23 protein-coding genes and 1 pseudogene are annotated in these 25094 nt (G+C 64.6%); 17 read left to right on the top strand and 7 right to left on the bottom strand.

The window, feature by feature from the left end:
• The 3 genes from GYH34_RS02725 to GYH34_RS02715 are packed head-to-tail and all read right to left on the bottom strand — an operon-like array spanning position 1 to position 2376.
• Entirely contained in the window at positions 1–567 is a 567-nt protein-coding gene (locus GYH34_RS02725; protein ID WP_161912257.1) for a Smr/MutS family protein, read from the bottom strand.
• On the bottom strand, positions 560–1669 hold the full coding sequence (locus tag GYH34_RS02720; RefSeq protein ID WP_161912256.1) for an MltA domain-containing protein: 1110 nt from the start codon (positions 1667–1669) through the stop codon (positions 560–562). The genes GYH34_RS02725 and GYH34_RS02720 overlap by 8 nt, the downstream gene beginning before the upstream one ends.
• Before the next feature lie 11 nt (positions 1670–1680).
• Positions 1681–2376 (bottom strand): Tim44/TimA family putative adaptor protein, encoded by a 696-nt coding sequence (locus GYH34_RS02715; protein ID WP_161912255.1) that lies wholly within the window; start codon positions 2374–2376, stop codon positions 1681–1683.
• A gap of 106 nt (positions 2377–2482) precedes the next feature.
• Between GYH34_RS02715 and GYH34_RS02710 the strand changes: the two genes are divergently transcribed.
• Positions 2483–2950, top strand: a complete 468-nt coding sequence (locus GYH34_RS02710) for an FxsA family protein (protein WP_161912254.1) — start codon at positions 2483–2485, stop codon at positions 2948–2950.
• Positions 2951–3061: 111 nt separating this feature from the next.
• Entirely contained in the window at positions 3062–3541 is a 480-nt protein-coding gene (gene secB / locus GYH34_RS02705; RefSeq protein ID WP_161912253.1) for a protein-export chaperone SecB, read from the top strand.
• Positions 3542–3560: 19 nt separating this feature from the next.
• Here secB and dnaQ read toward each other — a convergent pair whose 3' ends face one another.
• Genes dnaQ through GYH34_RS02690 form a run of 3 tightly spaced genes read right to left on the bottom strand, consistent with a single transcriptional unit; the run spans position 3561 to position 5527 of the window.
• Complete coding sequence (gene dnaQ, locus GYH34_RS02700) at positions 3561–4301, bottom strand: DNA polymerase III subunit epsilon (RefSeq protein ID WP_161912252.1); 741 nt, start codon at positions 4299–4301, stop codon at positions 3561–3563.
• Between the two features lie 21 nt (positions 4302–4322).
• Positions 4323–4943 carry a dephospho-CoA kinase gene (coaE, locus tag GYH34_RS02695; RefSeq protein ID WP_161912251.1) on the bottom strand — a complete coding sequence of 207 codons (621 nt, stop codon included), beginning with the start codon at positions 4941–4943 and terminating at the stop codon, positions 4323–4325.
• Complete coding sequence (locus tag GYH34_RS02690) at positions 4940–5527, bottom strand: Maf family protein (RefSeq protein ID WP_174242433.1); 588 nt, start codon at positions 5525–5527, stop codon at positions 4940–4942. The genes coaE and GYH34_RS02690 overlap by 4 nt, the downstream gene beginning before the upstream one ends.
• A 511-nt stretch (positions 5528–6038) precedes the next feature.
• Here GYH34_RS02690 and hemE point away from each other — a divergent pair.
• The 8 genes and pseudogenes from hemE to GYH34_RS02645 all read left to right on the top strand — a co-directional run bounded on the left by hemE (position 6039) and on the right by GYH34_RS02645 (position 15032).
• Entirely contained in the window at positions 6039–7076 is a 1038-nt protein-coding gene (gene hemE, locus GYH34_RS02685) for a uroporphyrinogen decarboxylase (RefSeq protein WP_161912250.1), read from the top strand.
• A pseudogene (gene hemJ / locus GYH34_RS02680) lies at positions 7075–7500 on the top strand (protoporphyrinogen oxidase HemJ); the annotation flags it as partial. The gene hemE and the pseudogene hemJ, both read left to right, overlap by 2 nt.
• 233 nt (positions 7501–7733) lie before the next feature.
• Positions 7734–9002 (top strand): transcription termination factor Rho, encoded by a 1269-nt coding sequence (gene rho / locus GYH34_RS02675; protein WP_018267347.1) that lies wholly within the window; start codon positions 7734–7736, stop codon positions 9000–9002.
• A gap of 433 nt (positions 9003–9435) precedes the next feature.
• A complete protein-coding gene (gene mnmE, locus GYH34_RS02665; protein ID WP_161912247.1) occupies positions 9436–10740 on the top strand; it encodes a tRNA uridine-5-carboxymethylaminomethyl(34) synthesis GTPase MnmE in 1305 nt (434 codons plus the stop codon).
• A 31-nt stretch (positions 10741–10771) separates the two neighbouring features.
• Positions 10772–12619, top strand: a complete 1848-nt coding sequence (mnmG, locus tag GYH34_RS02660; RefSeq protein WP_161912246.1) for a tRNA uridine-5-carboxymethylaminomethyl(34) synthesis enzyme MnmG — start codon at positions 10772–10774, stop codon at positions 12617–12619.
• 8 nt (positions 12620–12627) lie between these two features.
• Positions 12628–13278, top strand: coding sequence for a 16S rRNA (guanine(527)-N(7))-methyltransferase RsmG (gene rsmG, locus GYH34_RS02655; RefSeq protein ID WP_161914855.1), 651 nt, complete (start codon positions 12628–12630; stop codon positions 13276–13278).
• 1 nt (position 13279) lies between these two features.
• The gene (locus GYH34_RS02650) at positions 13280–14098 is read left to right on the top strand and encodes a ParA family protein (protein ID WP_161912245.1); all 819 of its coding nucleotides are present in this window, start codon (positions 13280–13282) and stop codon (positions 14096–14098) included.
• A 58-nt stretch (positions 14099–14156) separates the two neighbouring features.
• Positions 14157–15032, top strand: coding sequence for a ParB/RepB/Spo0J family partition protein (locus GYH34_RS02645; RefSeq protein ID WP_161912244.1), 876 nt, complete (start codon positions 14157–14159; stop codon positions 15030–15032).
• An 85-nt stretch (positions 15033–15117) separates the two neighbouring features.
• On the opposite strand, the gene GYH34_RS02640 is transcribed toward GYH34_RS02645, so the two are convergent.
• Positions 15118–15834 (bottom strand): MgtC/SapB family protein, encoded by a 717-nt coding sequence (locus tag GYH34_RS02640; protein WP_161912243.1) that lies wholly within the window; start codon positions 15832–15834, stop codon positions 15118–15120.
• 180 nt (positions 15835–16014) lie between these two features.
• Here GYH34_RS02640 and GYH34_RS02635 point away from each other — a divergent pair, with 180 nt between their 5' ends.
• From GYH34_RS02635 to GYH34_RS02605, 7 genes are all read left to right on the top strand, one after another.
• Complete coding sequence (locus GYH34_RS02635) at positions 16015–16452, top strand: four-helix bundle copper-binding protein (protein WP_161912242.1); 438 nt, start codon at positions 16015–16017, stop codon at positions 16450–16452.
• Between the two features lie 180 nt (positions 16453–16632).
• Positions 16633–17184: a hypothetical protein gene (locus GYH34_RS02630; RefSeq protein WP_161912241.1), complete on the top strand. Its 552-nt coding sequence runs from the start codon at positions 16633–16635 to the stop codon at positions 17182–17184.
• A gap of 116 nt (positions 17185–17300) precedes the next feature.
• Positions 17301–18707 carry an adenosylhomocysteinase gene (gene ahcY, locus GYH34_RS02625; protein WP_161912240.1) on the top strand — a complete coding sequence of 469 codons (1407 nt, stop codon included), beginning with the start codon at positions 17301–17303 and terminating at the stop codon, positions 18705–18707.
• A 242-nt stretch (positions 18708–18949) separates the two neighbouring features.
• The gene (locus GYH34_RS02620) at positions 18950–21484 is read left to right on the top strand and encodes a PAS-domain containing protein (RefSeq protein ID WP_161912239.1); all 2535 of its coding nucleotides are present in this window, start codon (positions 18950–18952) and stop codon (positions 21482–21484) included.
• The gene (gene tsaE / locus GYH34_RS02615; RefSeq protein WP_161912238.1) at positions 21481–23013 is read left to right on the top strand and encodes a tRNA (adenosine(37)-N6)-threonylcarbamoyltransferase complex ATPase subunit type 1 TsaE; all 1533 of its coding nucleotides are present in this window, start codon (positions 21481–21483) and stop codon (positions 23011–23013) included. The genes GYH34_RS02620 and tsaE overlap by 4 nt, the downstream gene beginning before the upstream one ends.
• Positions 23006–23746 (top strand): nucleotidyltransferase family protein, encoded by a 741-nt coding sequence (locus tag GYH34_RS02610; protein WP_161912237.1) that lies wholly within the window; start codon positions 23006–23008, stop codon positions 23744–23746. The genes tsaE and GYH34_RS02610 overlap by 8 nt, the downstream gene beginning before the upstream one ends.
• 172 nt (positions 23747–23918) lie before the next feature.
• Positions 23919–25052, top strand: a complete 1134-nt coding sequence (locus GYH34_RS02605) for a GGDEF domain-containing protein (protein ID WP_161912236.1) — start codon at positions 23919–23921, stop codon at positions 25050–25052.
• The last annotated feature ends 42 nt before the right edge of the window (positions 25053–25094 follow it).

The raw sequence follows: 25094 nt of genomic DNA, 5'->3' as shown, positions 1-25094 counted from the left end.
CTATTTCGCTCCGCGCGGACGCCTGATCTGCACATAGAGCGCGCCTTCGCCGCCGTGATTGCGGGCCGCCTCGCCGAAGCCGACCACGAGATCGCGCATGGCCGGGGCGCTCAGCCATAGGGGCACGAGGCGGCGCAGCACGCCGCCCTCCTCGCTGCGCACGCCCTTGCCCGTCACCACGATCGCCATGCGCGCGCCGGCCACTTGGGCGCGGCGCAGAAAATCATAGAGCGCCGTCTGCGCCTCGGCCTGGCGCAGGCCGTGGAGATCGAGCTTGGCCTCCACCTCGAGCCGGCCGCGACGCAATTTCGTGCGCGTGCGATGATCGATCTCCGCCGGCGGCGCGGCCGGGCGGGGCCGTGGCTTTTTCTCCGCAGGAGCGGGCGTCGGAGGAGGCGGAGCGGCGGCGCCTTTCTTCGGCTCGCCGGCCTCGATCGGCTGCTCCTCCGGCGGTCGACGACGACGGCCGCGCGACGGCCGCACATCGGCCGTCACCTTGTTCCACAGCTCGATCTCTTCGGGGGACAGAAAACGCGAGCGGCGCGATTCGCGCGGCGGATCACTCATCGCCGCCCGCTCCTCGCGGCAGCAGCACGGTGAAATCCGCCTTGTGGCGCACGAGCCCGGCGAGCGCCCCGGCTTCGTCCCCGGCGCCGAAGAAGAGATCGGCGCGCGCCGGTCCGAGAATCGCCGAGCCCGTGTCCTGCGCGATCATCAGCCGAGCGAAGGGCTCCGCCGCCGCGCCGCGCCAGGGCAGCGTGGCGCTGATGAAAAAGGGCAGGCCATAGCTCCAAAGCGAGCGATCGACGGCGATCGAGCGCAGCGGCGTCAGCGCGCAGCCCTCGCCGCCTATGGGGCCGTCGCGTCGCTCCGGCGAGGAATCGGCGCGGAAGAAGACATAGGAGCGATTCTCCTGCATCAGCCGGGCGCCTGGCGCGCCATCCTCCTGGCCGAGGGCGCGGATTTCCGACTTCAAGCGCTCGAGCGACATCTCATTCTGCGGAACGAGCCCGCGCTCGATGAGCAAGCGGCCGATCGATGTATAGGGACGGCCATTGCGGCCATCATAGGTGAGCGGCAATTCCCGCCCATCGGGAAAGCGCAGCCGCGCCGAGCCCTGCACCTGAATGAGAAACAGCTCGACCCTGTCGCGGATATAGGCGATCGGCCTCGGCCGCAGCTCGGGCGAGCCTTCCTCCAAAGCGCGGCGATCGGGATAGGGCTCGAGGCCGCCGTCGGCCCGCCGCCGGGCCGAGGTGAGCGCCTCGCCCGCCTCACCGTGAATGGGCGTCTCGTTCAAGGTGACGAGATCGGCCGGACGTGCGGGAACAGGCGTGCGGAACCCTGCCTCCGGCGCCTCCCGCGCCTCGATCACAGGCTCGTAATAGGCGGTGACGAATCCCGGCCCGCGCAGCCGAAAGGGACGGAAATTGGCGGCGAAAAAATCGAGCGCCGCATCTTGGGAGAGGCTCGCCGCATCCATGCCCGCGGCGATGCGGCAGACGCGGGCCAGCGCTTCGTCGGCCGGCAGAGCCGGGCGGAGCGGCTGCGCGGCGGAGAGGATGATTTCGGCCGAGCGGCGAAAGACGCGAAAGGCCGCGCCGAGATCGTCCCGAAAAATGGCGTCGATCGAATCGAAACCGATTGGATCGAGATCGACGGACGCCACTCGAGACCCGCCTAATGAACCGTTTCGGTGGCCACGAGCTTCCAATTCGGGTCGCGCGACGCGACATCGCGCGCGAAAGTCCAGAGGTCGACGATCTCGAGCGGAGATTCGGACTCGCCTTCGATCGCGGCGCCGGCGCTGTCGCGGCGGACCGATTGGAGCTTGGCGACGAAACGAATGGTGAGCTGCGCCTTGCGCAGCTCGACCTTGGCGTCCTCCACCGTGGCGGAATCGATGGAGACGACGTGAGCCTCGGCCGTCTCCCCGCGCTGCTCGCGCCCGGCGATCTCGCCGGAGAAGCTGTCGAACACCTCGGTGGAGAGGAGATTGCGCAGCGTGTCGCGATCGCCCCGAGCGAAGGCCTGGACGATCATCTCATAAGCTTTCTTGGCGCCATCGACGAAGGCCGGGCCGGAGAAGCTGCGATCGGAGGCGGCGATCTGGTCGAGACCCCGCCAGCCATTGCTGCCCGGTTCAGCCAAGCCCTTCCAGCGGTCGGCGTCCAGCGCGCCATTGGCGGGCGAAGGCGCGAAAGCCGAGCCTTGCGGCGCCGGAGCCGGGCCGATCCGTCGGGCCGGGCCGGCGCGATCGGAGGCGGGGCCTTCGCGATCGACGCGCACGCCGAGGACCGACCACAATTTCCAGACGACGAAAGCCGCGAGCGCGGCGAAGACCAAGATGGATGGGTCGAAATCGGATCCCGACAAAGGGCGTCTCCCGGTCGCAGGGATTGTCCGGTATCATGTCGCGTCCCAGATGTCACGAATCAACCCCTCGCGGGACTCTCGGCGAAGGGAGGGAGGGCGCAACGACGTGAACAAGTCGAAACTCGTCGCCTATGTGCTGACCGGCTGGCTCTTCATCGAGATCGTCGCTTTCGTGCTCGTCGTGCAATTTCTCGGCGTGCTGGCGGCGGTCGCGCTCGGGGTCGGCACGACGCTGCTGGGGCTCGCCGACGTCAAGCGGCTTTTCCTCTATCTGCGCGGCCGTATCGGACAACCACGCGAGGAGCTGAAATCCGGCGTCGCTCTGCTCGAGAGCGGCCTCGAGGCGGTGGGCTCGCTGCTGCTGATCTTGCCCGGATTCGCCTCCGATCTCGTCGGACTGGCGCTGAAATCGCCATCGGTGCGCGCCCATGTCGCCGATCGCATTCGCGGCAAGACCGAGCGGCAAGGTCCGCAGACCATCGATCTCTCGCCGGGCGAGTGGAAAGCCATTGTCGACGAAGGTCCCAAGCGCCGCGGGCGCGCGCGTCGCGCCCCTCCCGCCAAAGTTGTCTGACCACCGTCAAATCCGTTGTCGCAGGCAAGGGGACGTGTTAGGCGGGCGCCGTGGCAGGCGCCGCCATTCCATCGCGCCTGCCGGGAGCCGAAATCGGCAGGGAGTTCGACGATGACCGATACGAATGGAAACGGCTCCGGCCCGACCGGCGCCCCGGCGCTCAACGTGCTCGTGCAATATGTGAAGGACCTCTCTTTCGAGAATCCCAATGCGCCGCGCTCGCTGCAGCCGCGCCAGAATCCGCCGGAGATCGGCATTCAGGTCAATGTCAACGCCCGCCAAATGTCCCCCGAGGATTTCGAGGTCTCGGTGACGCTCGAAGCCTCCGCGACCGAGGGCGGCGAGGTGCTGTTCAAGCTCGAGGTCGATTACGGCGGCGTGTTCCGCCTGCTGAACATTCCGGCCGAGCAGATTCATCCGATCGTGATGATCGAATGCCCGCGGCTGCTGTTCCCCTTCCTGCGCCAGGTCGTCGCCGACGCCACGCGCAATGGCGGCTTCCCGCCCCTCTATATCGATCCGATCGACTTTTTCGCGCTCTATCAGCAGCGCGCGGCCGAGGCGCAGCAGGCGCCGGCCAACGCCAACTGATCTTTGCGAGAGCGAGCGGTCAGGCTCGCTTTTCCATCGGCGTTTCGATGGCCGGCTCGGCCGTCTCCGGCTGCGCGAGATAGCGCAGCCACATCGGCTCCTTGCCCAGCTTGGCGACAAAGGCCTCATGCGCGGCGCGCTCCGCCTCGGTGAGCAGCGGCGCCAGCTTCTGCGGGCGGCTACGCAAAAATTCGCCGCCATTCTCCTCGGCCCGAGTCGCCGCATCCGCTTGCAGAATGAGCGCCGATTGGCGGCCGCCCATCAGCTCCGCATAGACTTCCGCGAGCAGGCCGGCGTCGAGCAGAGCGCCATGCTTGTCGCGGCGCGTGAGATCGACGCCATAGCGCTGGCAGAGCGCGTCTAGAGTATTGGAGGCGCCGGGATGGCGACGGCGCGCGATGGTCAGTGTGTCGACGACGCGATCGAAAGGGATCGCCGCTTTTCCCAGCTGGCCGAGCTCGAAATTGACGAAGCGCATGTCGAATTCGGCGTTATGCGCGACGAGATTGGCGTCCTCGACGAATTCCAGAAAGCTGTCGGCGATCTCGCGGAATTTCTTTTGGCCCGTCAGAAAGGCCGAGGAGAGGCCATGGACGCGAAACGCCTCCTCCGGCATGTCGCGTTCTGGATCGAGGTAGAAATGGAAGGTGCGGCCGGTCGGGATGAGATTGGAAATCTCCACCGCGCCGATCTCGACGATGCGATGCCCCTTGGTGGGGTCGAGACCGGTCGTCTCCGTGTCGAAGACGATCTCACGCATCGGCAGCCTCTCTCGATCGGATCAGCGCGACGACTTTCGTCGCGCCAGCTCCTCGAGGATTAGCCGAACTTCCTGCCGAGCGGAATCCAGGCCGCGCTCGCTATGCACCACGAAATCGGCGCCGGCGCGCTTTTGCGCGTCGGGAACCTGCTTGGCGAGTATGGCGGCGAATTTTTCCTCCGTCATGCCGGGACGCGCCAGCACGCGCGCGCGCTGAATATCGGGCGGGGCGGAGACGACGACGACGGCGTCGACATCCTTTTGGGCGCCGATCTCGAAGAGGAGCGGAATATCGAAGACGACGAAACGCTCGCCCGCGCGGCGACAATTCTCGAAAAATTCGTCGCGGCCGATGGCGACGAGCGGATGCACCAGCGCCTCGAGGCGGCGCAGCGCCTCCCCATCGCCGAGCACGCGGGCGGCGAGGCGGGCGCGATCGACGACGCCATCCGCCGTGACGCCAGGGAACAGCTCCTCTATCTGCGCCGCCGCAGGGCCGCGATAGAGCTCATGCACCGCGCGATCGGAATCATAGACAGGGACGCCCTCGGCGCGAAAAAGATCGGCCGTCGTCGATTTACCCATGCCGATCGAGCCCGTGAGGCCGATGACCAGAGGGCGGGGCGCGGCGTCGCCGCTCATGACAGAATCGCTCCCTCGCGGCGAAGCGCCTCCAGCACCGGCAGCAGCGGCATTCCGATAATGGTCCAATGATCGCCGATTATGCGCTCGAAGAGATGAACGCCGAGACCTTCTATCTGATAGGCGCCGGCGCTGGTCGTCGCCTCCTCGGCCACGATCTCGAGATAGCGGGCAAGAAAATCATCGGAGAAAGCGCGCATCGTCAGATCGGCATGGGCGACGGTCTCGAAGATTATGGCGCCGTCGCGGGCGAGGGCCACCGCCGAATGCAGACGGTGGGTCCGCCCGGAGAGAAAGCGCAGCTGCTCGCCGGCGGCGGCGACGGTCTGCGGCTTGCCGAATCGCCGTCCCTCGCAGCTCGCCACCTGATCCGCGCCGAGGACGAGCGCGCCCGGCCGCGCCAGCGAGACGCCCTTCGCCTTGTCGCCGGCCAATCGCGTCGCGACGGCGTCGGCGTCGCCGCCTGCGGCGAGGACCTCGGCTTCCACGGCGCGCTCGTCGATCTCAGCCGGGTGAATGAGAAAAGGCGCCCCGGTCTGCTCCAGCGCCATGCGCCGGCCTTTGCTCTTGGAGGCGAGAATCAGCGGCTCGGCGAGACGCCAGAAGGCGCTGGGGCGATCCTGCGGCAGTCGAACCTCCTCCGATCGATTCCCACAGCCGTAGCGCGATCGTGGGCATTATGGGGAAAAGTGAGCGCCGGCGGACCGGGCATGTGCACAGCTGCGCATAACGTAGCCCAGCGATCAACAGGCGTCGAAACGAGTGGGGAAAAGCGGATGCTAGGCCATTGCAGCGGGGGATTCTCCGCCATCCACGCCAGAGCTTGCGGGCGGATGTCGGCAAGCATCTGTTAATGTTTGATTTACAAATCTGTCCACAGCAGGGGCGCAAATGGCTATACAGCAAAGCCTATGGTACGTAAGGTGTGGACAAAAGGTTGACGAAAATTAACCTTCGTTAAGGAACCATCAATAAAATCAAAAAAATCTCTTAAAGATTGAATTTTCTTTTTGTGTCGTTTTGGGTTAGCTCCAAAGCCGGAGGGAGCGCCGAGCGTTCCTTTTCGTCCCCCATCCTGCCGGAGCAATAAGCGAAATGGGTGATCTCAAGCCTCTCCTCGCCATTCTGGGCGGAGAAGCACGCGCCGTGCCGCCGATTTGGCTGATGCGACAGGCCGGCCGCTATCTGCCGGAATATCAGGAGCTGCGCGCCAAAGCCGGCAGCTTTCTCGACACTTGTTACAATCCGCAGACGGCGGCGCGGATCACCTTGCAGCCGATCGAGCGTTTCGGCTTCGATGCCGCGATCCTGTTCAGCGACATTCTGGTCGTGCCGGACGCGCTGGGGCAGAAGGTCTGGTTCGAGGCAGGGCATGGGCCGCGGCTGATTCCGCTGGAGAGCGACAGCGACATAGAGGCGCTCGCCGGGAATTTCGACCTGGGCAAGCTCTCACCCGTTTTCGAGACGATCGACCGGGTGAAGGGCGAGCTGCCGAAATCGGTGACTTTCATCGGCTTTTGCGGCGCGCCTTGGACGGTGGCGAGCTATATGATCGCCGGACGCGGCACGCCGGATCAGGCGCCGGCTCGGCTCTTCGCCTATCGGCGGCCGCAGGCTTTCGCGCGGCTCATCGATATTCTGGTCGAGGCCTCCATCGCCTATCTCATTCGGCAGATCGACGCCGGCGTCGAAGTTTTGCAGCTCTTCGACAGCTGGGCCGGCGTGCTGCCGGCACACGAGTTCGAGCGCTGGGTCGCCGAGCCGCTGAAGAAGATCATCGATGCGGTGAAGGCCGCCCGGCCCGGCGTGCCGATCATCGCCTTCCCGCGTGGCGGCGCGACGCATCTCCCCCGTCTCGCCGGGACACTCGGCGCCGATGCGCTGGGACTGGACACGGCGATCGATCCCGCCTGGGCGGTGAAGGAAATTCCCGCAGGCCCGGCGCTACAGGGAAATCTCGATCCGCTGGCTCTGCTCGCCGGCGGGGAGGCGCTCGATCGTGAGATCGACGCCATTTTGCGGCGCTTCGCCGGACGGCCGCATATTTTCAATCTCGGCCATGGCGTCCTGCCGGAGACGCCGCTCGAGCATGTCTCACAATTGATCGAGCGTATTCGCGGAACAAGGAATTGAAGTCATGTATCTCTGGATCAAAGCTCTGCATGTGATCGCGGTTATCTCCTGGATGGCCGGGCTGCTCTATCTGCCGCGGCTGTTCGTCTATCATACGGAAGTGGGGCAGGGCGCACCCTCTGCATTGTTCAAGAAGATGGAACGCCGGCTGGCGCTCTACATCATGGCGCCGGCGATGATCGTCTCCTGGCTGGCCGGTTTGGCGCTGATCTATTTCGGCTCGTTCCACGGAGCCGGATGGCTGCACGCCAAACTGGCGCTGGTCGTCCTTCTGACCGGCGTCCACTTCTATTTCGGCGTCACGCAAAAGGCTTTCGAGCGCGACGAGAATCACCGGCCGGCGAAATTCTTCCGATTCGTCAATGAGGTTCCGACCCTGCTGATGATCGGCATCGTCATTCTGGTGATCGTCAAGCCATTCTGACGACTGGGGATTTTCCCCGTCTTTCACAGAATTGTCATGAGTTTCGGGCGGATGGCTTGCGTTTCCGCCCGAAAAGGACTAATTGCTGACTTGCTCACCTAAAGGCAGATCGTCGTTTCACACGACAGCCGGATCCAGACCGGCTCACGGGGCATCGTCTCCCGCTTCCTTATCTGCCCTACCCCGCCGCCCTAGGCCAAGTTTCATCCGAATATCGTCGAGGATTGTCCCAAATGGGGGAAATCAAGCTTCAGGACCTGAAGTCCAAATCGGCCGCCGAGCTTCTCGCCTTCGCTGAGGAGCATGAGGTCGAGGGCGCGTCGCTCATGCGGCGTCAGGAACTGCTCTTCGCAATTTTGAAGCAATTCGCCGGTCGCGACGTCGAGATCGTCGGCGAAGGCGTCGTCGAGGTGCTGCAGGACGGCTTCGGCTTCCTGCGCTCGCCTGACGCCAATTATCTCGCCGGCCCGGACGATATCTATGTGTCGCCCTCGCAGATCAGGCGCTTCGGCCTGCGCACCGGCGATACGGTCGAGGGCATGATCCGCAGCCCCAAGGAGGGCGAACGCTATTTCGCGCTGCTCAAGGTCAATTCGATCAATTTCGAGGACCCGGAGAAGGTGCGGCACAAGGTTCCCTTCGACAATCTGACGCCGCTCTATCCCGACGAGCGCTTGAAGCTCGAGATCGACGATCCGACGCGCAAGGATCTTTCCGCCCGCGTCATCGATCTCGTTGCGCCGATCGGCAAGGGCCAGCGCGCTCTGGTCGTCGCGCCGCCGCGCACCGGCAAGACCGTGCTGCTGCAGAATATCGCACAGTCGATCACCACCAATCACCCCGAGTGCTATCTGATCGTTCTCTTGATCGACGAGCGCCCGGAGGAAGTGACCGACATGCAGCGTTCCGTGAAGGGCGAGGTGGTGTCCTCCACCTTCGACGAGCCGGCCGTGCGTCACGTTCAGGTCGCGGAGATGGTCATCGAGAAGGCCAAGCGCCTGGTCGAGCATCGCCGCGACGTGGTGATATTGCTCGATTCGATCACCCGTCTCGGCCGCGCCTATAATACTGTGGTGCCGTCCTCCGGCAAGGTGCTGACGGGCGGCGTGGACGCCAATGCTCTGCAGCGGCCGAAGCGCTTCTTCGGCGCCGCGCGCAATATCGAGGAGGGCGGCTCGCTGACCATCATCGCCACCGCGCTGATCGACACCGGCTCGCGCATGGACGAGGTGATTTTCGAGGAATTCAAGGGCACGGGCAATTCGGAGATCATTCTCGACCGCAAGGTCTCCGACAAGCGCGTCTTCCCGGCCATCGACATCACGCGCTCCGGCACCCGCAAGGAGGAGCTTCTGGTGCCGTCGGACATACTCAAGAAAATGTATGTGCTGCGCCGCATCCTCAATCCTATGGGCACGGTGGACGCGATCGAGTTCCTGCTCGGCAAGCTGCGCGAGACGCCCAAAGGCAACGCCAGCTTCTTCGATTCGATGAACACCTGATCCGGCGCCCTCGGACGCGCCGGCGATGTGTATTCGCGGGGAGAGCGTGTTCGGGGGTTTCGCCAAGGTCTGATCGTCGGCCTCGCGCGGGAGCTGAAGGCCGACGCGCTTCTGCAGCTCATAGTGGCTGGCGAAAATGCTGTTCCGCGGCCTCGATGGCGCGCCGGCTGCGCGGAGCGACCAACGTCCGCATCGCGGCGTCGCCCTCTCGCTCGGCTGTGTCGAGCAGGGCGAGATTCGCTGCCTCTTCCGTGGCTGGCGTTTCGGCGCGAATGGAAGCCTTCGTCACAATCCTTGGAAACCGAAGGCGAAGCGCGACAGGATTCGCGCAACGTGGTTTCCTGTCCGTGAATGCGATTCTGAAGTCATTCCTTCAGATTGAAAAAGCCATATTCTTTCTCGGCGAGAGAAATTCGAGTAGAGCTTCGGGATCATGTCCAGCGACACGATCTTCGCCTTGGCCTCTGGCGCCGGCCGTGCTGCAATCGCGGTCATTCGTCTCTCCGGTCCGTCGGTTGGGCGCGTGCTCGAGGTTTTGGCCGCGCTCACGCCTCAGCCGCGCTTCGCCCATTATGTGACGTTGCGCGCGCCGGGCGCGGACGAGCCGCTCGATCGCGGTCTCGCGCTCTATTTTCCGGCGCCAAATTCTCCGACCGGGGAGGATTACGCCGAGCTGCAAATTCATGGCGGCCGCGCTGTGGCGCGCGCGCTGCTCGGCGTTCTGAGCCGCCTTCCCGGCCTGCGCGAGGCGGAGCCGGGGGAATTTGCGCGGCGCAGCCTCGCCAATGGCAAAATGGATTTGTCGCAGGTCGAAGGGCTCGCCGATCTCATCGATGCGGAGACAGAGTTTCAACGGCGTCAGGCGATACGAGCGCTCGGCGGGGCTCTGCGCAAAAGAGTCGAAGGCTGGCGCGAGCGGCTGATCCGGGCTCTGGCGCTGGTCGAGGCGGAGCTGGATTTTTCCGACGAGGGGGATGTGTTCGAGCCGGCGACGGCGCTTCGTCCCTTGCTCGAGCCCACGATCGCCGAAATGGCCGGCGCGCTGACGGCGAGCGAAGCCAGCGAACGGCTCCGCGACGGCTTCGTGGTTTTGCTGCTCGGCCTGCCCAATTCCGGCAAATCGACGCTGCTCAATGCGCTGGCCCGGCGTGAGGTGGCGATCGTCTCCGCCATTCCGGGAACGACGCGCGACATGATCGAGGTTCATCTCGATCTCGGCGGGATGCCGATCACATTGGTGGACACGGCCGGCCTTCGCGAGGCGGAGGATGAGATCGAGCGCATCGGCGTCGCGCGGACGCGGGCCAGAATCGGCGAAGCCGATCTCCTATTGTGGCTCTCGGAAGGGGGCCGGGAGACGCCGCAATTGGAGCCTCTTGGCGGCGCCGAGCTTATCCGTGTCGCAACCAAGGCGGATTTTCTTAATTGCACATCAGATGACCTTGCAATTTCCGCTCGAACAGGGTTTGGAATAGACCGACTTCTGGAGGAAATTGCGGGTCGTGCGAAGCGACGTCTGGGCGACGGCTCGACGGCGCTTCTCACGCGTGAACGGCATAGGCGGCTCATTCAGGAGGCGAGAATGGCGATCGAGACCAGTCTCGATTCCGGCAAGCCGCTCGAATTCGTCGCGGACGATCTTCGGGTCGCAGGCCGGGCGCTCGGCCGGATCGTCGGCGCCGTCGATGTGGAGGAGGTGCTGGATGCGATTTTCTCGCAATTCTGCATCGGCAAATAGTTTCACGTGAAACAGGATCGAGGATAGGAAATTGAGCCGACCGGCCTATGACGTGATCGTGATCGGCGGCGGCCATGCCGGCTGCGAGGCCGCCGCAGCGGCTGCGCGGCTTGGCGCGCGCACGGCGCTCGTGACCCATTCGCGCGCGACGATCGGCGCAATGTCCTGCAATCCGGCGATCGGCGGGCTCGGCAAGGGCCAGCTGGTCCGCGAGATCGATGCGCTCGACGGGCTCATGGGCCGTGTCGCCGACGCCGCCGGCATTCAATTTCGGCTGCTCAATCGCTCCAAAGGCCCGGCCGTGCGCGGTCCGCGCGCGCAGGCGGATCGCAAGCTCTATCGCGAGGCGATGCAGGCGGCGATCACGGCGACGCCAAATCTCGAGGTCGTGGAGGGCTCGGCGGAAGGGCTCGTCCTGCAAGATGGCCGCGTGACCGGCGTGACCCTGGACGGAGAGACGCTCGCCGCGGGCGCGGTGGTTCTGACTACCGGGACCTTCCTCAATGGCGTGATTCACATCGGCGCGACGCGCTATTCCGCTGGGCGCATGGGCGAAAACCCCTCGATCGGCCTCGCCGAGGATTTGCGCCGCATCGGCTTTGCCACGCGGCGTCTGAAGACCGGCACGCCGCCGCGGCTCGACGGCCGCACGATCGACTGGGCGCGGCTCGAGGAGCAGCGCGGCGATGAGATTCCCGAGCCCTTTTCCTATCTCACCCGTTCGATCGTCAATCCGCAGATCAATTGTCACATCACCCGCACCAATGCCGCCGCGCATAAGGTCATTCTCGATAATCTCGAGCATTCGCCCATGCGGAGCGGCGCCATCTCGGGGCCGGGTCCGCGCTATTGCCCCTCGATCGAGGATAAGGTCACGCGTTTCGGCGACCGCGATGCGCATCAGATTTTCCTCGAGCCGGAGGGTCTCGACGACAACACGGTCTATCCCAATGGCGTCTCGACCTCGCTGCCCGAGGAGGTCCAGCGCGCTTTCATCCAGAAGATCGAAGGATTGGAAAGGACGCAGATTCTGCGCCCCGGCTATGCGATCGAATATGACTTCGTCGATCCGCGCGAACTCGACGCCACGTTGGAGACGAAAAGCGTCGTGGGACTCTTTTTCGCCGGCCAGATCAATGGAACGACCGGCTATGAGGAGGCGGCGGCCCAGGGCCTTGTCGCCGGGCTCAACGCCGCCGCGCGAGCGGGCGGTTTCGCGGCGAGTGTCTTTGATCGGGCCGAGGCCTATCTCGGCGTGATGATCGACGATCTCGTCACGCGAGGCGTCAGCGAGCCCTATCGCATGTTCACCTCGCGCGCCGAATATCGTCTGTCGCTGCGCTCCGACAATGCCGATGAGCGGCTGACTGGCAAGGGGTTGGAGGTCGGCTGTGTGGGACGCGAGCGCGAGCTGGCGCATCGGGACCGAATGGACAAGCTCACCCGCGCTCGGGCGCTGCTACAGCAATTGTCCTTGACCTCCGCCGCCGCAGCGCGCGCAGGCCTGCCCATCAACCAGGACGGGCAACGGCGCAGCGCCTATGCTCTGCTGTCTTTCCCGGAGATCGATTTGCCGCGGCTCGTGGCGATCTGGCCAGAGCTCGCCGAGATCGATGCGGAGACGTCCGCGCGTGTCGAGACCGACGCACGCTACGCCGTCTATCTCGATCGGCAGAGCGCCGATATCGAATCCTATCGCCGGGATGAGCAGCTCGCTCTGCCTTCGACGCTCGATTATCGCGAGATCGGCGGGCTCTCGGCGGAGCTTTGCGCCAAGCTGTCGGTGTTGCGTCCGCGCACGCTCGGCCAGGCCCAGCGCATAGAGGGCGTCACTCCAGCTGCGCTGACCCTTTTGGCGGCGCGGGCGCGGCGTGGGTGAGCGACAAAATGGTCGGGAAGGGGAAGGATCGCGTCAGCGATCGGGACAGAGCTCTGCAGATCGCGCCATCGCTGCAGCCTTATGTTCGCGAGCTGGAGATTTACGAATCGCTGCTGCGCAAATGGCAGAAGTCCATCAATCTCGTCGCCGAGAGCACATTGGACGAGCTATGGACGCGGCATTTCGCCGATTCGGCACAGATTCGCGAATTTTTTCCGAGCATCGAAAGCTGGATCGATCTCGGCTCCGGCGCGGGGTTTCCCGGCATGGTTCTGGCGATCTGCCTGAAGGACCATGCCGGCGCAAAGGTTCATCTCATCGAGAGCGATCAGCGAAAGGCGGCCTTTCTGCGTGCTGTTTCACGTGAAACAGGCGCCGCTGCAGAAATCCACGTCGGCCGAATCGAAAATATCCTGCCGCTGATTGCCGATCCTGTGACCGGCGTGACCGCCCGCGCGCTCGCGCCAATACCGCAGCTGATCCAATGGGCGCACGAACTTCTGTTGAAAAACGTCAAAGGCGTGTTTTTAAAGGGTGAAGACTGGGCCACTGAATTGACCGGCTCGAGCGCCGCGGATAGTTTCCAGATCTGGACATTGCAGAGCCGCACTCATTCGTCCGGCCGCATTATCGCCCTTGCGCGAGATTTTGGAGCTTGACGTGACCGACGTTCCTCAGCCCCGAATCCTCGTTCTCGCTAATCAAAAGGGCGGCGTCGGCAAGACGACGACGGCCATTAATCTCGGCACCGCGCTCGCCGCTGTGGGCGAGACTGTGCTCGTCATCGATCTCGATCCGCAGGGCAACGCCTCCACCGGGCTCGGCGTCGACCGTAAGTCGCGCCGAATCTCCACCTATGACGTGCTGCTCGCCGAGAGCAGCCTTGCCGAGGCGATTGTGGCGACCGCCGTGCCGCGGCTCTCGATCGCGCCCTCCACGCTCGATCTGCTCGGCGTCGAGCTGGAGATCGCTGGCGACAAGGACCGCGCCTTTCGTCTGAAGCGCGCCGTCGCCGAGCTGATCGCAGCCGAGCGCCATGGTGAGGCTCCGGCCTTCACCTATGTGCTGATCGACTGCCCGCCGTCGCTCAATCTGCTGACCATCAACGCCCTCGCTTGCGCCGACGCCGTGCTGGTGCCGCTGCAATGCGAATTCTTCGCGCTCGAGGGTCTGTCGCAACTGCTGTCGACGGTCGATCAGGTCAAGCGCTCGCTCAATCCGCGGCTGTCGATCCATGGCATTGTTCTGACAATGTTCGATCCGCGCAATAATCTCGCGACCCAGGTCGTCGCCGATGTGCGGCGTTTCATGGGCGATAAGGTCTATGAGACGGTGATCCCGCGCAATGTGCGCGTGTCGGAAGCGCCGTCGCATGGCAAGCCCGTGCTGCTCTATGATCTCAAATGCAGCGGCAGCCAAGCCTATCTGAAGCTCGCGACGGAAGTCATCCAGCGCGAGAAGCAGCTGCGAGCCGCCTGAGCCCAGGGTTTCTCGGCGCGCGACTAGCGCGCCTCTCGATCGAAGGACCTATCCCGAAATGGCCGAAGAAGCGACGCGCAGAAGATTGGGGCGGGGGCTCGCGGCTCTGATCGGAGACGCTGGCGAGGAAGCGCCGGCCGTAGAGCGGGCGCGCGGCCAGCGCCGGGCGCCGATCGAGTTTCTGCGGCCCAATCCGCGCAATCCGCGCGTCGCCTTTGATGAGGACGATCTCGCCGATCTCGCCGCCTCCATTCGCGAGAAGGGCATTATTCAGCCTATAGTCGTGCGCACGGTTCCGGGCGTCGCCGATGCTTATGAGATCATCGCCGGCGAGCGCCGCTGGCGCGCCGCCCAGCTCGCCAGCCTCGCCGATGTGCCGATCATCGTGCATGAGGCGGATGATCGCGAGGCGCTCGAGCTGGCCATTATCGAGAATGTCCAGCGCGCTGACCTCAATGCGATCGAGGAAGCGCGCGGCTATGAGCGGCTCGGCAAGGAGTTCGGCTATTCGCAGTCCGATCTCGCCAAGATCATCGGCAAGAGCCGGTCTCATGTCGCCAACACGCTGCGTCTGCTCAATCTTCCCGAGGCGAGCCGGCGTCTGGTGACGGAGGGCGCGATCTCGGCCGGCCATGCGCGCGCGCTGCTCGCCCTCGACAATCCCGATACGGTGGCGCGACGTGTTGTCGAGGAAGGCCTCACCGTGCGCGACGTCGAGCGGCTCGCGCAGGAAGATTCCGGCGCCAAGCTGGAGACGAAGGCGCGCAAGCCCCGTGTCGAGAAAGACGCGGATACGGTGGCGATGGAAAAATTGCTGACCGATGCGCTGGGGCTCTATGTGTCGATCCATCATAGCGGTGAGAGCGGCGAATTGCGCATCCGCTATGCGACGCTGGAGCAGCTCGATGGGCTGTGCCGCCGGCTGACGGGCTAAGTGTGAGGGGTCGCATCGCCTAACGCTTCGCCGTCGGCCGAGAATCGGGACGCACGCTTTCTTTTAGATTCCGCCCTTCGCCGCTTCACTCGCTCGTTTGAGCCGTCCAGCTCGCATGCTCGACGCCGGGGATCTTCTCGAGCTCGGCGGCGACGGCGTCCAGCTCTTTCGGGTCGACGCTGGTCGACGTCAATATTGCGACGAGTTCCGCCTCGTCTCCGCCGCGCTCCAATTCCTCTATCTCGCGCACCGGATAATCGGCCGCCTCTAGCTTCTCGACCATGAGATCGCGCAATTCGTCGCGCCGTGTCTGGGAGACTGTGACATGCACACGGTAGATCGCCTCTGTGGCGCGTTCGTCGATCGGCGCGCGCTCGATGAGATGGACCAGCGGCCGCAGCAGCATGTTTCCGGCGAGTGTGAAGATCGCCATCAATATGGCTTCGGCGGCATGATCCGCGCCGGCGAAGGCGCCGGTGACGGCCGAGCACCAGATTGTGGCGGCGGTGTTGAGGCCGGTGATATTGGCGCCGTCCTTTATGATGACGCCGGCGCCGAGAAAGCCGACGCCGGAGGCGATATAGGCGAGCACTTGGGTCGCGCCGACATTGCCGTTGAGGCGCATGCCGAGATCGACGAAGGCCGCCGCGCCCAGCGCCACCAGCGCATTGGTGCGCAGCCCGGCGGTGCGCTGGCGATATTGCCGCTCCGCGCCGATCAGCGTGCCGAGCAGCAGCGCAACGAGCAGAGATATCAGGGAATTGAAAAACTCCGGCGCGTTGAAGTTGGTAATGAACGCCATCTTCCCTATCCGTGTTTTCGTGCGAACGTGCTGGCGTGTCGCCGAATCATTGTAACGGCTCAGTCACACTGGCAGAGCTACGCGACGTTTTTTACTCGCAGAACAGTCGGTATGATTGAATCTTGCTCCAAAAAGCTTAAAGCTGAAATTGTTGTTGTTCCTAAACTCAGGGGGAGATTCATGGAACGTCGGCAATTTGTGACTGCAATGGGCGCATTGGCCGCCGCAACCGCCGCCACGGGGACATTGGCGGCGGAGGATCCGCACGCTCACCATCATGGCGGCGGCGCCAAATATAAGGCTCTGTTCGAATCGACTGGTAAATGCGTCGCCGCTGGCGAGGAATGCCTGCGTCATTGCTTCGAGATGCTCGCGGCCAATGACGCCAGCATGGGCGCTTGCACCAAGTCCACCTTCGAGGTCGTCGCCGCATGCAAGGCGCTGGCGTCGCTCGCTGGCGTCGGCTCGGCGCTCACCCCGGCCTTCGCCAAGGTCGTGGCCGAGGCCTGCCTCGCCTGCAAGAAGGAATGCGACAAGTTCCCGAATATCGCGGAATGCAAGGCCTGCGGCGATGCGTGCAAGGCCTGCGCCGATGATTGCCAGAAGGTCGCGGCCTAAGGTCGATCGATTTTGCGGGACGCGCCATGGCGCGTCTCGTTTTTGCTGAAGCGACGATTATATTCCGTTTTGCGCGCTGGGGCGGCCGAAGCGCGATTTGAGGCGATATCAGGAATTTCCCTGGAGCCGCCGGCCATCCCTCCCGTGTTTTGGGACACGGGTCGAAACGGAGCCCGCACAGTGACCCACAGAGCGCCGGAAATCCTTTCTCCCGAGACGCATCATCACGGCGTCGCCTCCTTCCTCCTGCGGCAGTGGCCTTATTTCGTCATGCTCCTGCTGGCGCTGTTCGGCGTTGCTTATACGAGCGTGACGCGTCAGGGCATGACGACCTATTGGATCGCGCTGGCCCCGATCTTCGGCCTCATCAGCATCGCCGGCGGCTGGCAGGAGGCGGAGACCGCGGAGGAAAAATGGCGTCTGTTGCGCACCCAGGTCCTGCATTGGGGTGCGGTCCTCGCCGCAATGTGCCTCATCTTCATCAGTGACGTCCGGCAGATCATGAATTCCGACAGCAGCGCGCTGACCGTGCTCACCGTGCTGGCGCTGGGCTCCTTCACAGCGGGCATTCACGCCGACGCCTGGCGCGTCTCTCTCGTCGGCCTGCTGTTGGCGCTCGCCGTTCCCGCCATCGCCTGGCTCGAGGAATCGACGCTGCTGATCCTGCTGATCGTCGCCGTGATCGCGGTCATCGGCGCCTTCGTATTCCTGCGCGACCGCAAGCCGGCCTGAAGCTGACATAAAGACTTGTTTATATCTTTATTGCATCTGCTCCCCCGCCTTGCTATAGGCGGCCAGCCCGTCCCGCTCGCCTTCCTACAGGCGAGACAACGCCTGAAGGGAGCGTCATGACCACGCATTTCAACGATTATGTCGTCGCCGACATCGGCCTCGCCGATTGGGGCCGCAAGGAGCTCAATATCGCCGAGACCGAAATGCCCGGCCTCATGGCGACCCGCGCCGAGTTCGGCCCTTCGCAGCCGCTGAAAGGCGCGCGCGTCGCCGGCTCGCTGCATATGACCATTCAGACGGCCGTGCTGATCGAGACGCTGAAGGCGCTCGGCGCGGATGTCCGCTGGGCGTCCTGCAACATTTATTCGACGCAGGACCACGCCGCCGCCGCCATCGCCGCCGCCGGCACGCCGGTCTTCGCCATCAAGGGCGAGAGCCTCGAGGATTATTGGGACTACACCCATCGCATCTTCGAATGGGGCGACGGCGGCACGCCCAACATGATTCTCGACGACGGCGGCGACGCCACTCTCCTCATTCATCTCGGCCTGCGCGCCGAGAATGGCGACACCGCCTTCCTCGACAAGGCGACCAATGAGGAGGAGGAAGTCCTCTTCGCCGCGATCAAGAAGCGCCTCAAGGCCAATCCGGGCTTCTACAAGCGCAACGCCGAGGCCATCAAGGGCGTGACCGAGGAGACCACCACCGGCGTGCATCGCCTCTATGTGATGCACAAGGAAGGCAAGCTCCTGTGGCCGGCGATCAACGTCAATGATTCGGTCACCAAGTCGAAGTTCGACAATCTCTATGGTTGTCGCGAATCGCTGGTCGACGGCATTCGCCGCGCCACCGATGTGATGATGGCCGGCAAGGTCGCCTGCATCGCCGGCTATGGCGACGTGGGCAAGGGCTCGGCCGCTTCGCTGCGCAACGCCGGCTGCCGCGTGCTCGTCACCGAGATCGATCCGATTTGCGCCCTGCAGGCGGCGATGGAAGGCTATGAGGTCACGACGATGGAAGACGCCGCGTCGCGCGCGGACATCTTCTGCACCGCGACCGGCAATGTCGACGTCATCACGACCGAGCATATGCGCGCCATGAAGGACCGCGCCATCGTCTGCAACATCGGCCATTTCGACAGCGAGATTCAGGTCGCCGGCCTGCGCAATCTCAAATGGCACAATGTGAAGCCGCAGGTCGACGAGGTCGAGTTCGCCGACGGCAAGCGCATCATCCTGCTCGCCGAAGGCCGCCTCGTGAATCTCGGCTGCGCGACCGGCCATCCGTCCTTCGTGATGTCCGCCTCCTTCACCAATCAGACATTGGCGCAGATCGAGCTGTTCACCAAGCAGGGCCAGTATCCGGTGGGCGTCTACACGCTGCCCAAGCATCTCGACGAGAAGGTCGCGTCGCTGCATCTTTCCAAGATCGGCGTGAAGCTCACCAAGATGACCGAGCAGCAGTCCGCCTATCTCAACGTGCCGCAGAACGGCCCGTTCAAGCCGGACCACTACCGCTACTGATTTCTCTCGCCTCGCGAGAGCGAGACGGCGGAGCGATTCTCTCGCTCCGCCGTTTTTTTTTAAGCGACGCCAGTTCGGCGAAATCCTTAGGCGCCAATCTCCCGGTCACGATCCGCGTTTCACTTTTCGACGGCGCGCTTTAGATTAGACGCGATTCGAGACGGCGCCTCGGTGGCGCGCGGACGGCTTACGGCGTTTGTTTGCGATGAGCCTTTGCAAATCGAACGTGGAGACCGGTTCGCATGTTTCACGATACGGCCTTCGGGCCGAAAGCGTTGCCGCCTGCGCGACGTCGGGGAGCGTCCTCGACGCTCGTTCGCGGCGTCACGCGCGGGCTCGCGACGGCCAGTCTGCTGCCATTCGGCGGACCGGCGCGGGCGGAAGCGCTCGCCAATCTTCTCGCCACCACGGACAACGCCGAATTCGTCAATCTCGCGCTGACCGGCGGTCTCGCGCTCTTCGCCGTCGTCGTCGCCTTCACCCATCTCGGCGAGCGCAAGGTGTGGAGCCGGCGCGAGGCGAGGCTCGCGGCGGAGCTGGAAGCGACGCGTCAGCGGCTCGATCGCGCCGAGATTTTTCTCTCCAGCGAGCCGCAACTCTTCGTTTCCTGGGACAATGCCGCCGGCGAGCCGGACATAGAGAACGGACTCAATGATCCGGCCTTCGCGCGCCGCGTGCTCGCCTTCGGCTCCTGGCTCGGACCGAATGAGGCGGCCGCGCTGCAGGAGCGCGTCGATCGCCTGCGCCAAAATGGCGAAGGCTTTCATCTCTCGCTCGCCAGCCTGCAAGGACGCCGCTTCGATGCGGAAGGCCGCGCCGTCGCCGGTCGCGCCGTGCTGCGCATTCGCGAGGTCTCCGGCGAGCGCCTCGAGCTTTTGTCCTTGCGCGAGCGCCATACGCGCAGCGTCGCCGAGGCGGAGGGGCTGCGCGCTCTGCTCGAGGCGCTGCCGACGCCGGTATGGATGCGCGACGTCGAGGGCCGGCTCATCTTCGTCAATTCCGCCTATGCGCAGGCGGTGGAGGCGGAAAGCGCGGCCGACGCGCTGCGCCGCCAGATCGAGCTGCTGGACAATGACGCGCGCCTGCAGGCGCAGACGGCGCGCGGACGCGACGAGGTTTGGCGCGCGCGCGTGACAGCGGTGGTCGCCGGCGAGCGGCATCGTCTCGATATCGTCGAGGCGCCCTGCCACGGCGCCGCCGCGGCGCTCGCCATCGATCGCCAAGAGATCGACACGACGCGCGCCGATCTCGAGCAGCAGATGCAGGCGCATTCGCGCACGCTGGATCAATTGCCGATCGCCGTCGCAATATTCGATCGCGCCAAGCGTCTCACCTATCGCAACGCCGCCTATGAGAGTCTCTGGCCGCTCGATCGCGCTTTTCTCGACCAGGGGCCGAGCGACAGCGAGATACTCGATCGCCTGCGCGCCGAGCAGCGCCTTCCCGTCGAAGCCGATTACAAGGCCTGGAAGGCGCGTCTGCTCGAGGCTTATCAATCCTCCGAGGAACATCACGAGCATGTCTGGCACATGCCGAATGGGCGCACATTGCGCGTCGTGGCCAACGCCAATCCGCAAGGCGGCGTCACCTATCTCTACGACGATGTGAGCGAGCGCTATTTCCTCGAATCGCGTTTCCATGCGCTCGACCGCATGCAGAACGAGACGCTAGAGAATTTGCGCGAGGGCGTCGCCGTCTTCGGCGCCGACGGCCGCTTGCGCTTCTGCAATCCGGCCTTTCTCGCGCTCTGGGCGCTCGAGAAGAGCATTCTGGACGAGAAGCCGCGCTTCGACGCCGTCGCCAATCTCTGCCGACCGCTGCACCTCAATGAGGAAACCTGGAGCGAGCTGCGCGGCTTCGTCACCGGCCTGCAGGATATGCGTCAGGGCTTCACGCGGCGCATCGAGCGTTCCGACGGCGTGGTGCTCGACTGCACGGCGCAGCCGCTGCCGGAAGGCGCCGCGCTGCTCACCTTCGTCGATGTGACGGCGGGCGTGAATGTCGAGCGCGCGCTCACCGAGCGCAATCAGGCGCTGATCGCGGCGGAGAAGATCCGCAATGATTTCGTCCATCACGTATCCTATGAGCTGCGCTCGCCGCTCAACAACATCATCGGCTTCATTCACCTGCTCGGCGAGAAGACGACCGGCGAGCTGAACGCCAAGCAGCTCGAATATCTCGGCTATGTCGGCAAGTCGTCGGCGGCGTTGCTGGCCATCATCAACGATATTCTCGATCTCGCCACCATCGACAGCGACGCCATGGAGCTGGAGCTCGAGGAAGTGAACGCCGCCGACGCCATGCGCGCCGCGGCCGAGGGCGTTCAGGATCGGCTGGCGGAAAACGACATAGAGCTGCAGATCGTCGCCACCGGCGACGTCGGGCGCTTTCGCGGCGACGCCAAGCGCATCCGCCAGATCCTCTTCAACCTGCTCGCCAATGCGATCGGCTTTTCTCGGCCGGGACAAACCATTACCCTCGCGGCGATGCGTCGGGAGGGGGAAATCGTGTTCAAGGTCGCCGATCGGGGGCGGGGCATCGCCCCGGAAGTCCTCGACAAAGTCTTCGACCGTTTCGAGTCGCACACCTCGGGCTCGCGCCACAGGGGCGTCGGGCTCGGCCTTTCCATCGTGCGCGCCTTCACCGAGCTGCATGGCGGGCGCGTGCTCATCGACTCCGCGCTCGGCGAAGGCACGACGGTCACTTGCATCTTCCCAGCGCAAGAGAGCGGCGGACAGCAGGGTCTCGCCACGCGTGAAAAAGGACAGGCCTCATGAGCGAAGAGGCCGAATGGCTGATCGACGTCGCCGATGAAGCGCAGACCGCAGAGCTCGCCGCCCGCCTCGCCCCGCTCATTCGCGACACGGTGAAGCTCGTCACCCTCTCCGGCGATCTCGGCGCGGGCAAGACGGCCTTTGCCCGGGCGCTGATCCGCGCGCTGGCGCAGGACCCGACTCTGGAGGCGCCGAGCCCCACCTTCACGCTGATGCAGCTCTATGAGACGCCCGCCTGCCGCATATTGCACGCCGATCTCTATCGCATCGCCGGCGGCGAGGCGGAGCTCGAGGCCATGGGCTTCGAGGAGGCGACCGAGGATGCGCTGGTGCTGGTCGAATGGCCGGAGCGCGCGCCGAGCCTCTTTGCCGGCGAGCGGCTGGAGGTGCGGCTCGCCTTCGCCGCGCCGGAGACGCCGGACGCGCGCCGCATCGGCATAAGCGCCCATGGCAAGGCGGCGGGGCGGCTCAAAGCCTTCCGCACCATGCGGGAGTTTCTGGAGCGCGCCGGCTGGGCCGACGCCGCGCGCGAATATCTGCAGGGCGACGCCTCCTCGCGCGTCTATGAGGTTCTGCGGCGCGGAGACGGCGCGCAGGCCATATTGATGATCTCGCCGGCGCGGCCGGACGGCCCGCCGATCCGCTATGGCAAGCCCTATAGCGCCATCGCGCGCCTCGCCGAGACGGTGAAGCCCTTCGTCGCAATGGCGGATGCGCTGCGCGGGCAGGGCCTCTCCGCGCCCCAGATCTACGCCTATGATCTCTCCGCCGGCTTCGTGCTGCTGGAGGATCTCGGCCGCGACGGCGTCGTCGCTGGCGGCGCGCCGATCGGCGATCGCTATTTGGAGGCGCTGGCGGCGCTCGCGCCGCTGCATGCGCGTCGCCTGCCGGATGTCCTGCCGGTCGAAGGCTCGACCCCCTATCACATTCCGCCCTATGACCTCGACGCGTTGCTGATCGAGGTCGAGCTGCTGTTGGAATGGTATGCGGCGCGGGTCGGCGGCGGCGGCATATCGTCGGGCTCCAAGGCGACCTTCGTCAATCTCTGGCGCCAGGCGCTGATCGAGATCGTGATGTCGGCGCCCACCTGGACCTTGCGCGACTTCCACTCGCCCAATCTCATCTGGCTGCCGGATCGCCAGGGAACGGCGCGCGTCGGCGTCATCGATTTTCAGGACGCGGTGCTCGGCCATCCGGCCTATGACGTCGTGTCGCTGACGCAGGACGCGCGCGTCGACGTGCCGGACGAATTGGAGATGCGCCTGCTCGGCCATTATGCGCGCAAGCGCCGCGAGGCCGATCCTTTGTTCGACATGGCGGCTTTCGCGCGCGCCTACGCTATACTCGGCGCTCAGCGCGCGACCAAAATCCTCGGCATTTTCGCGCGGCTCGATCAGCGCGACCACAAGCCGCAATATCTCGTGCATCTGCCGCGCGTCGAAACCTATCTGCGCAAGGGCCTGCGCCATCCCGCGCTCGCCGATCTCGAGGCCTGGTATGTCGCCAACCTCCCCGCGCTCTTCCATGCCTGAGGCGGCTTTCGTCTTCGCCGCCGGGCTCGGCACGCGCATGCGGCCGCTGACCGACCGGCTGCCCAAGCCGCTCGTCGCGATCGACGGCGTCGCTCTGCTCGACCGCGCGCTGGACGCTTTCGCGCAGGCGGGCGTCGGCACGGCGATCGTCAATGTCCATCATCTCGCCGATCAGATCGAGACGCATCTCGACGGCCGCCAAACTCCGCGCATAATCCTCTCCGACGAGCGCGAGAAGCTGCTCGATCAAGGCGGCGGCATAAAGAAGGTTCTGGACCGTTTTGCCGGACGGCCCTTCTTCATCTGCAACACCGACGCCTTTTGGATCGGCGCCCGTGCGGATAATCTGCGCCGCCTCGCCGATCTCTGGAACCCGGAGATCATGGATATCGCTCTGCTGCTGGCGCCACGCCTCGGCAGCGTCGGGGTCGATTGGGACGGCGATTTTCATCGGGCGGCGGATGGCCGGCTGACGAAGCGCGCCGCCGGCGAGACGGCGGATTTCGTCTATGCCGGAATCGGCATAGTGAAATCGCAGCTGTTCGAGGCGATCGAGCAGGATGTGTTTCCGCTCGCGCCGTTCTTTTTTCGCGCGGCGGAGCAGGGGCGGCTCTTTGGCGTCGCGCTGGACGGCAAATGGCTGCATGTCGGCACGATGGGCGCGATCGAGGAGGCCGAAAGCGCCGTCGCCGAGGAGAAAGACCGGCTGCGACAAGTCGCAGGAGAAGGATAAAGCGGCGGGCTCCAGGATTTTTTTACCCTTGCGACGTCTTGTCCGGCCACGACGCGGCTGCGCTGCTGTTTATGACTTTCAGACCATGGCATATTCGATGCTACGCTGACGCTCCAGGAGCGGGAACTCTCGGCATTTGTGCAATTTGCAACTCATAGGATCCTGAACCGCGATGATCGCATTGGCGCCGACGCTATATTTATTCGGCGCCTTCATGCTGTCGCTGCTCGGCGTCTTCCTCTACGCGATCTGGCGCGGCGACGAAGAAGCCGAGGAATTATGGTGGTGGGCCGCGGTCTTCGCGACGGCGGGCGCCTCGGCGCTCTGCTACGCATTCCGCAATGAGGTCGAGTGGCTCTCGATCATTTTCGGAAACGCGCTCACTTTATGGGCATGCGGTCTGCTGTGGACGGGCGTTCTCGTTTTTGTCGGCGAGCCGGTTCGGCCGCTGCTGGCCCTGCTCGGCGGCGTGATTTGGGCCGCCGGCCTGTGGCGCGCCGACATTCACTTTCGAATCTCAGAAGTCTCTGCGATCTCGGCGATCTATGAAGTCGTCGCCGCCGTCGAATTGTTCCGCTACAATCGTATCGGCGGCCAGCGCCTCGTCGTGTCCCGCGTGACGGCCTGGATCATCGCGCTGCAGGCGGGGTTCGAAATCGCGCTCGCGATCGCCGCGCCCTTTCTCGCGGTCGACGAAACCAGCTTCCTCACCAGCCCCTATTTGAAATACCGCTTCCTCGAACTCTCCGGCTTTATCGCCGTTCTCGGTTTTCTATTGGCGACGCTCTCCAAAGAGCGCCTCGCCAAGCGACGAGAAGTCGCGGCGATGATCGATCCGCTGACCGGCCTTCCCAATCGGCGGGCCTTCGACCGGGCGGTCGAGCGCGCGAAGCGATCGGCCCCTGCGCCATCGACGGCAGTGCTCGTCTTCGATCTCGACAATTTCAAATATATCAACGATCGATTCGGCCATGCCGAAGGCGACCGCGTGCTGGCCGCCTTCGGCGCGACGGCGACTCGAAACACGCGATCGAGCGACATGCTGGCGCGCATCGGCGGCGAAGAATTCGTCGCCATCCTCTCTCCGGCGGATCGGACGAGCGCATTGGTGATCGCCGAGCGCATTCGCTCGGCTTTCATCCGCGACGCCGCGCATCTCGCGGACGGCGCGGCGACCGTGAGCGTCGGCGTCACCGTGCTCGAGGATGCGACGCCGGATCTCGCCGCCATGACGCGCATCGCCGATGACGCGCTCTATCGCGCCAAGGCGGAGGGCCGCAACCGCGTGATCTTCGCGAGCGCGTAACGATGCGGGCGTCCTGAGCGTAACAGCGCATTAACCAAAGCG

Source organism: Methylosinus sp. C49 (genome assembly GCF_009936375.1).
Classification (GTDB): domain Bacteria; phylum Pseudomonadota; class Alphaproteobacteria; order Rhizobiales; family Beijerinckiaceae; genus Methylosinus.
The sequence above is the reverse complement of the archived record's forward strand: the minus strand, read 5'-3'. Positions and strand labels throughout refer to the sequence as shown.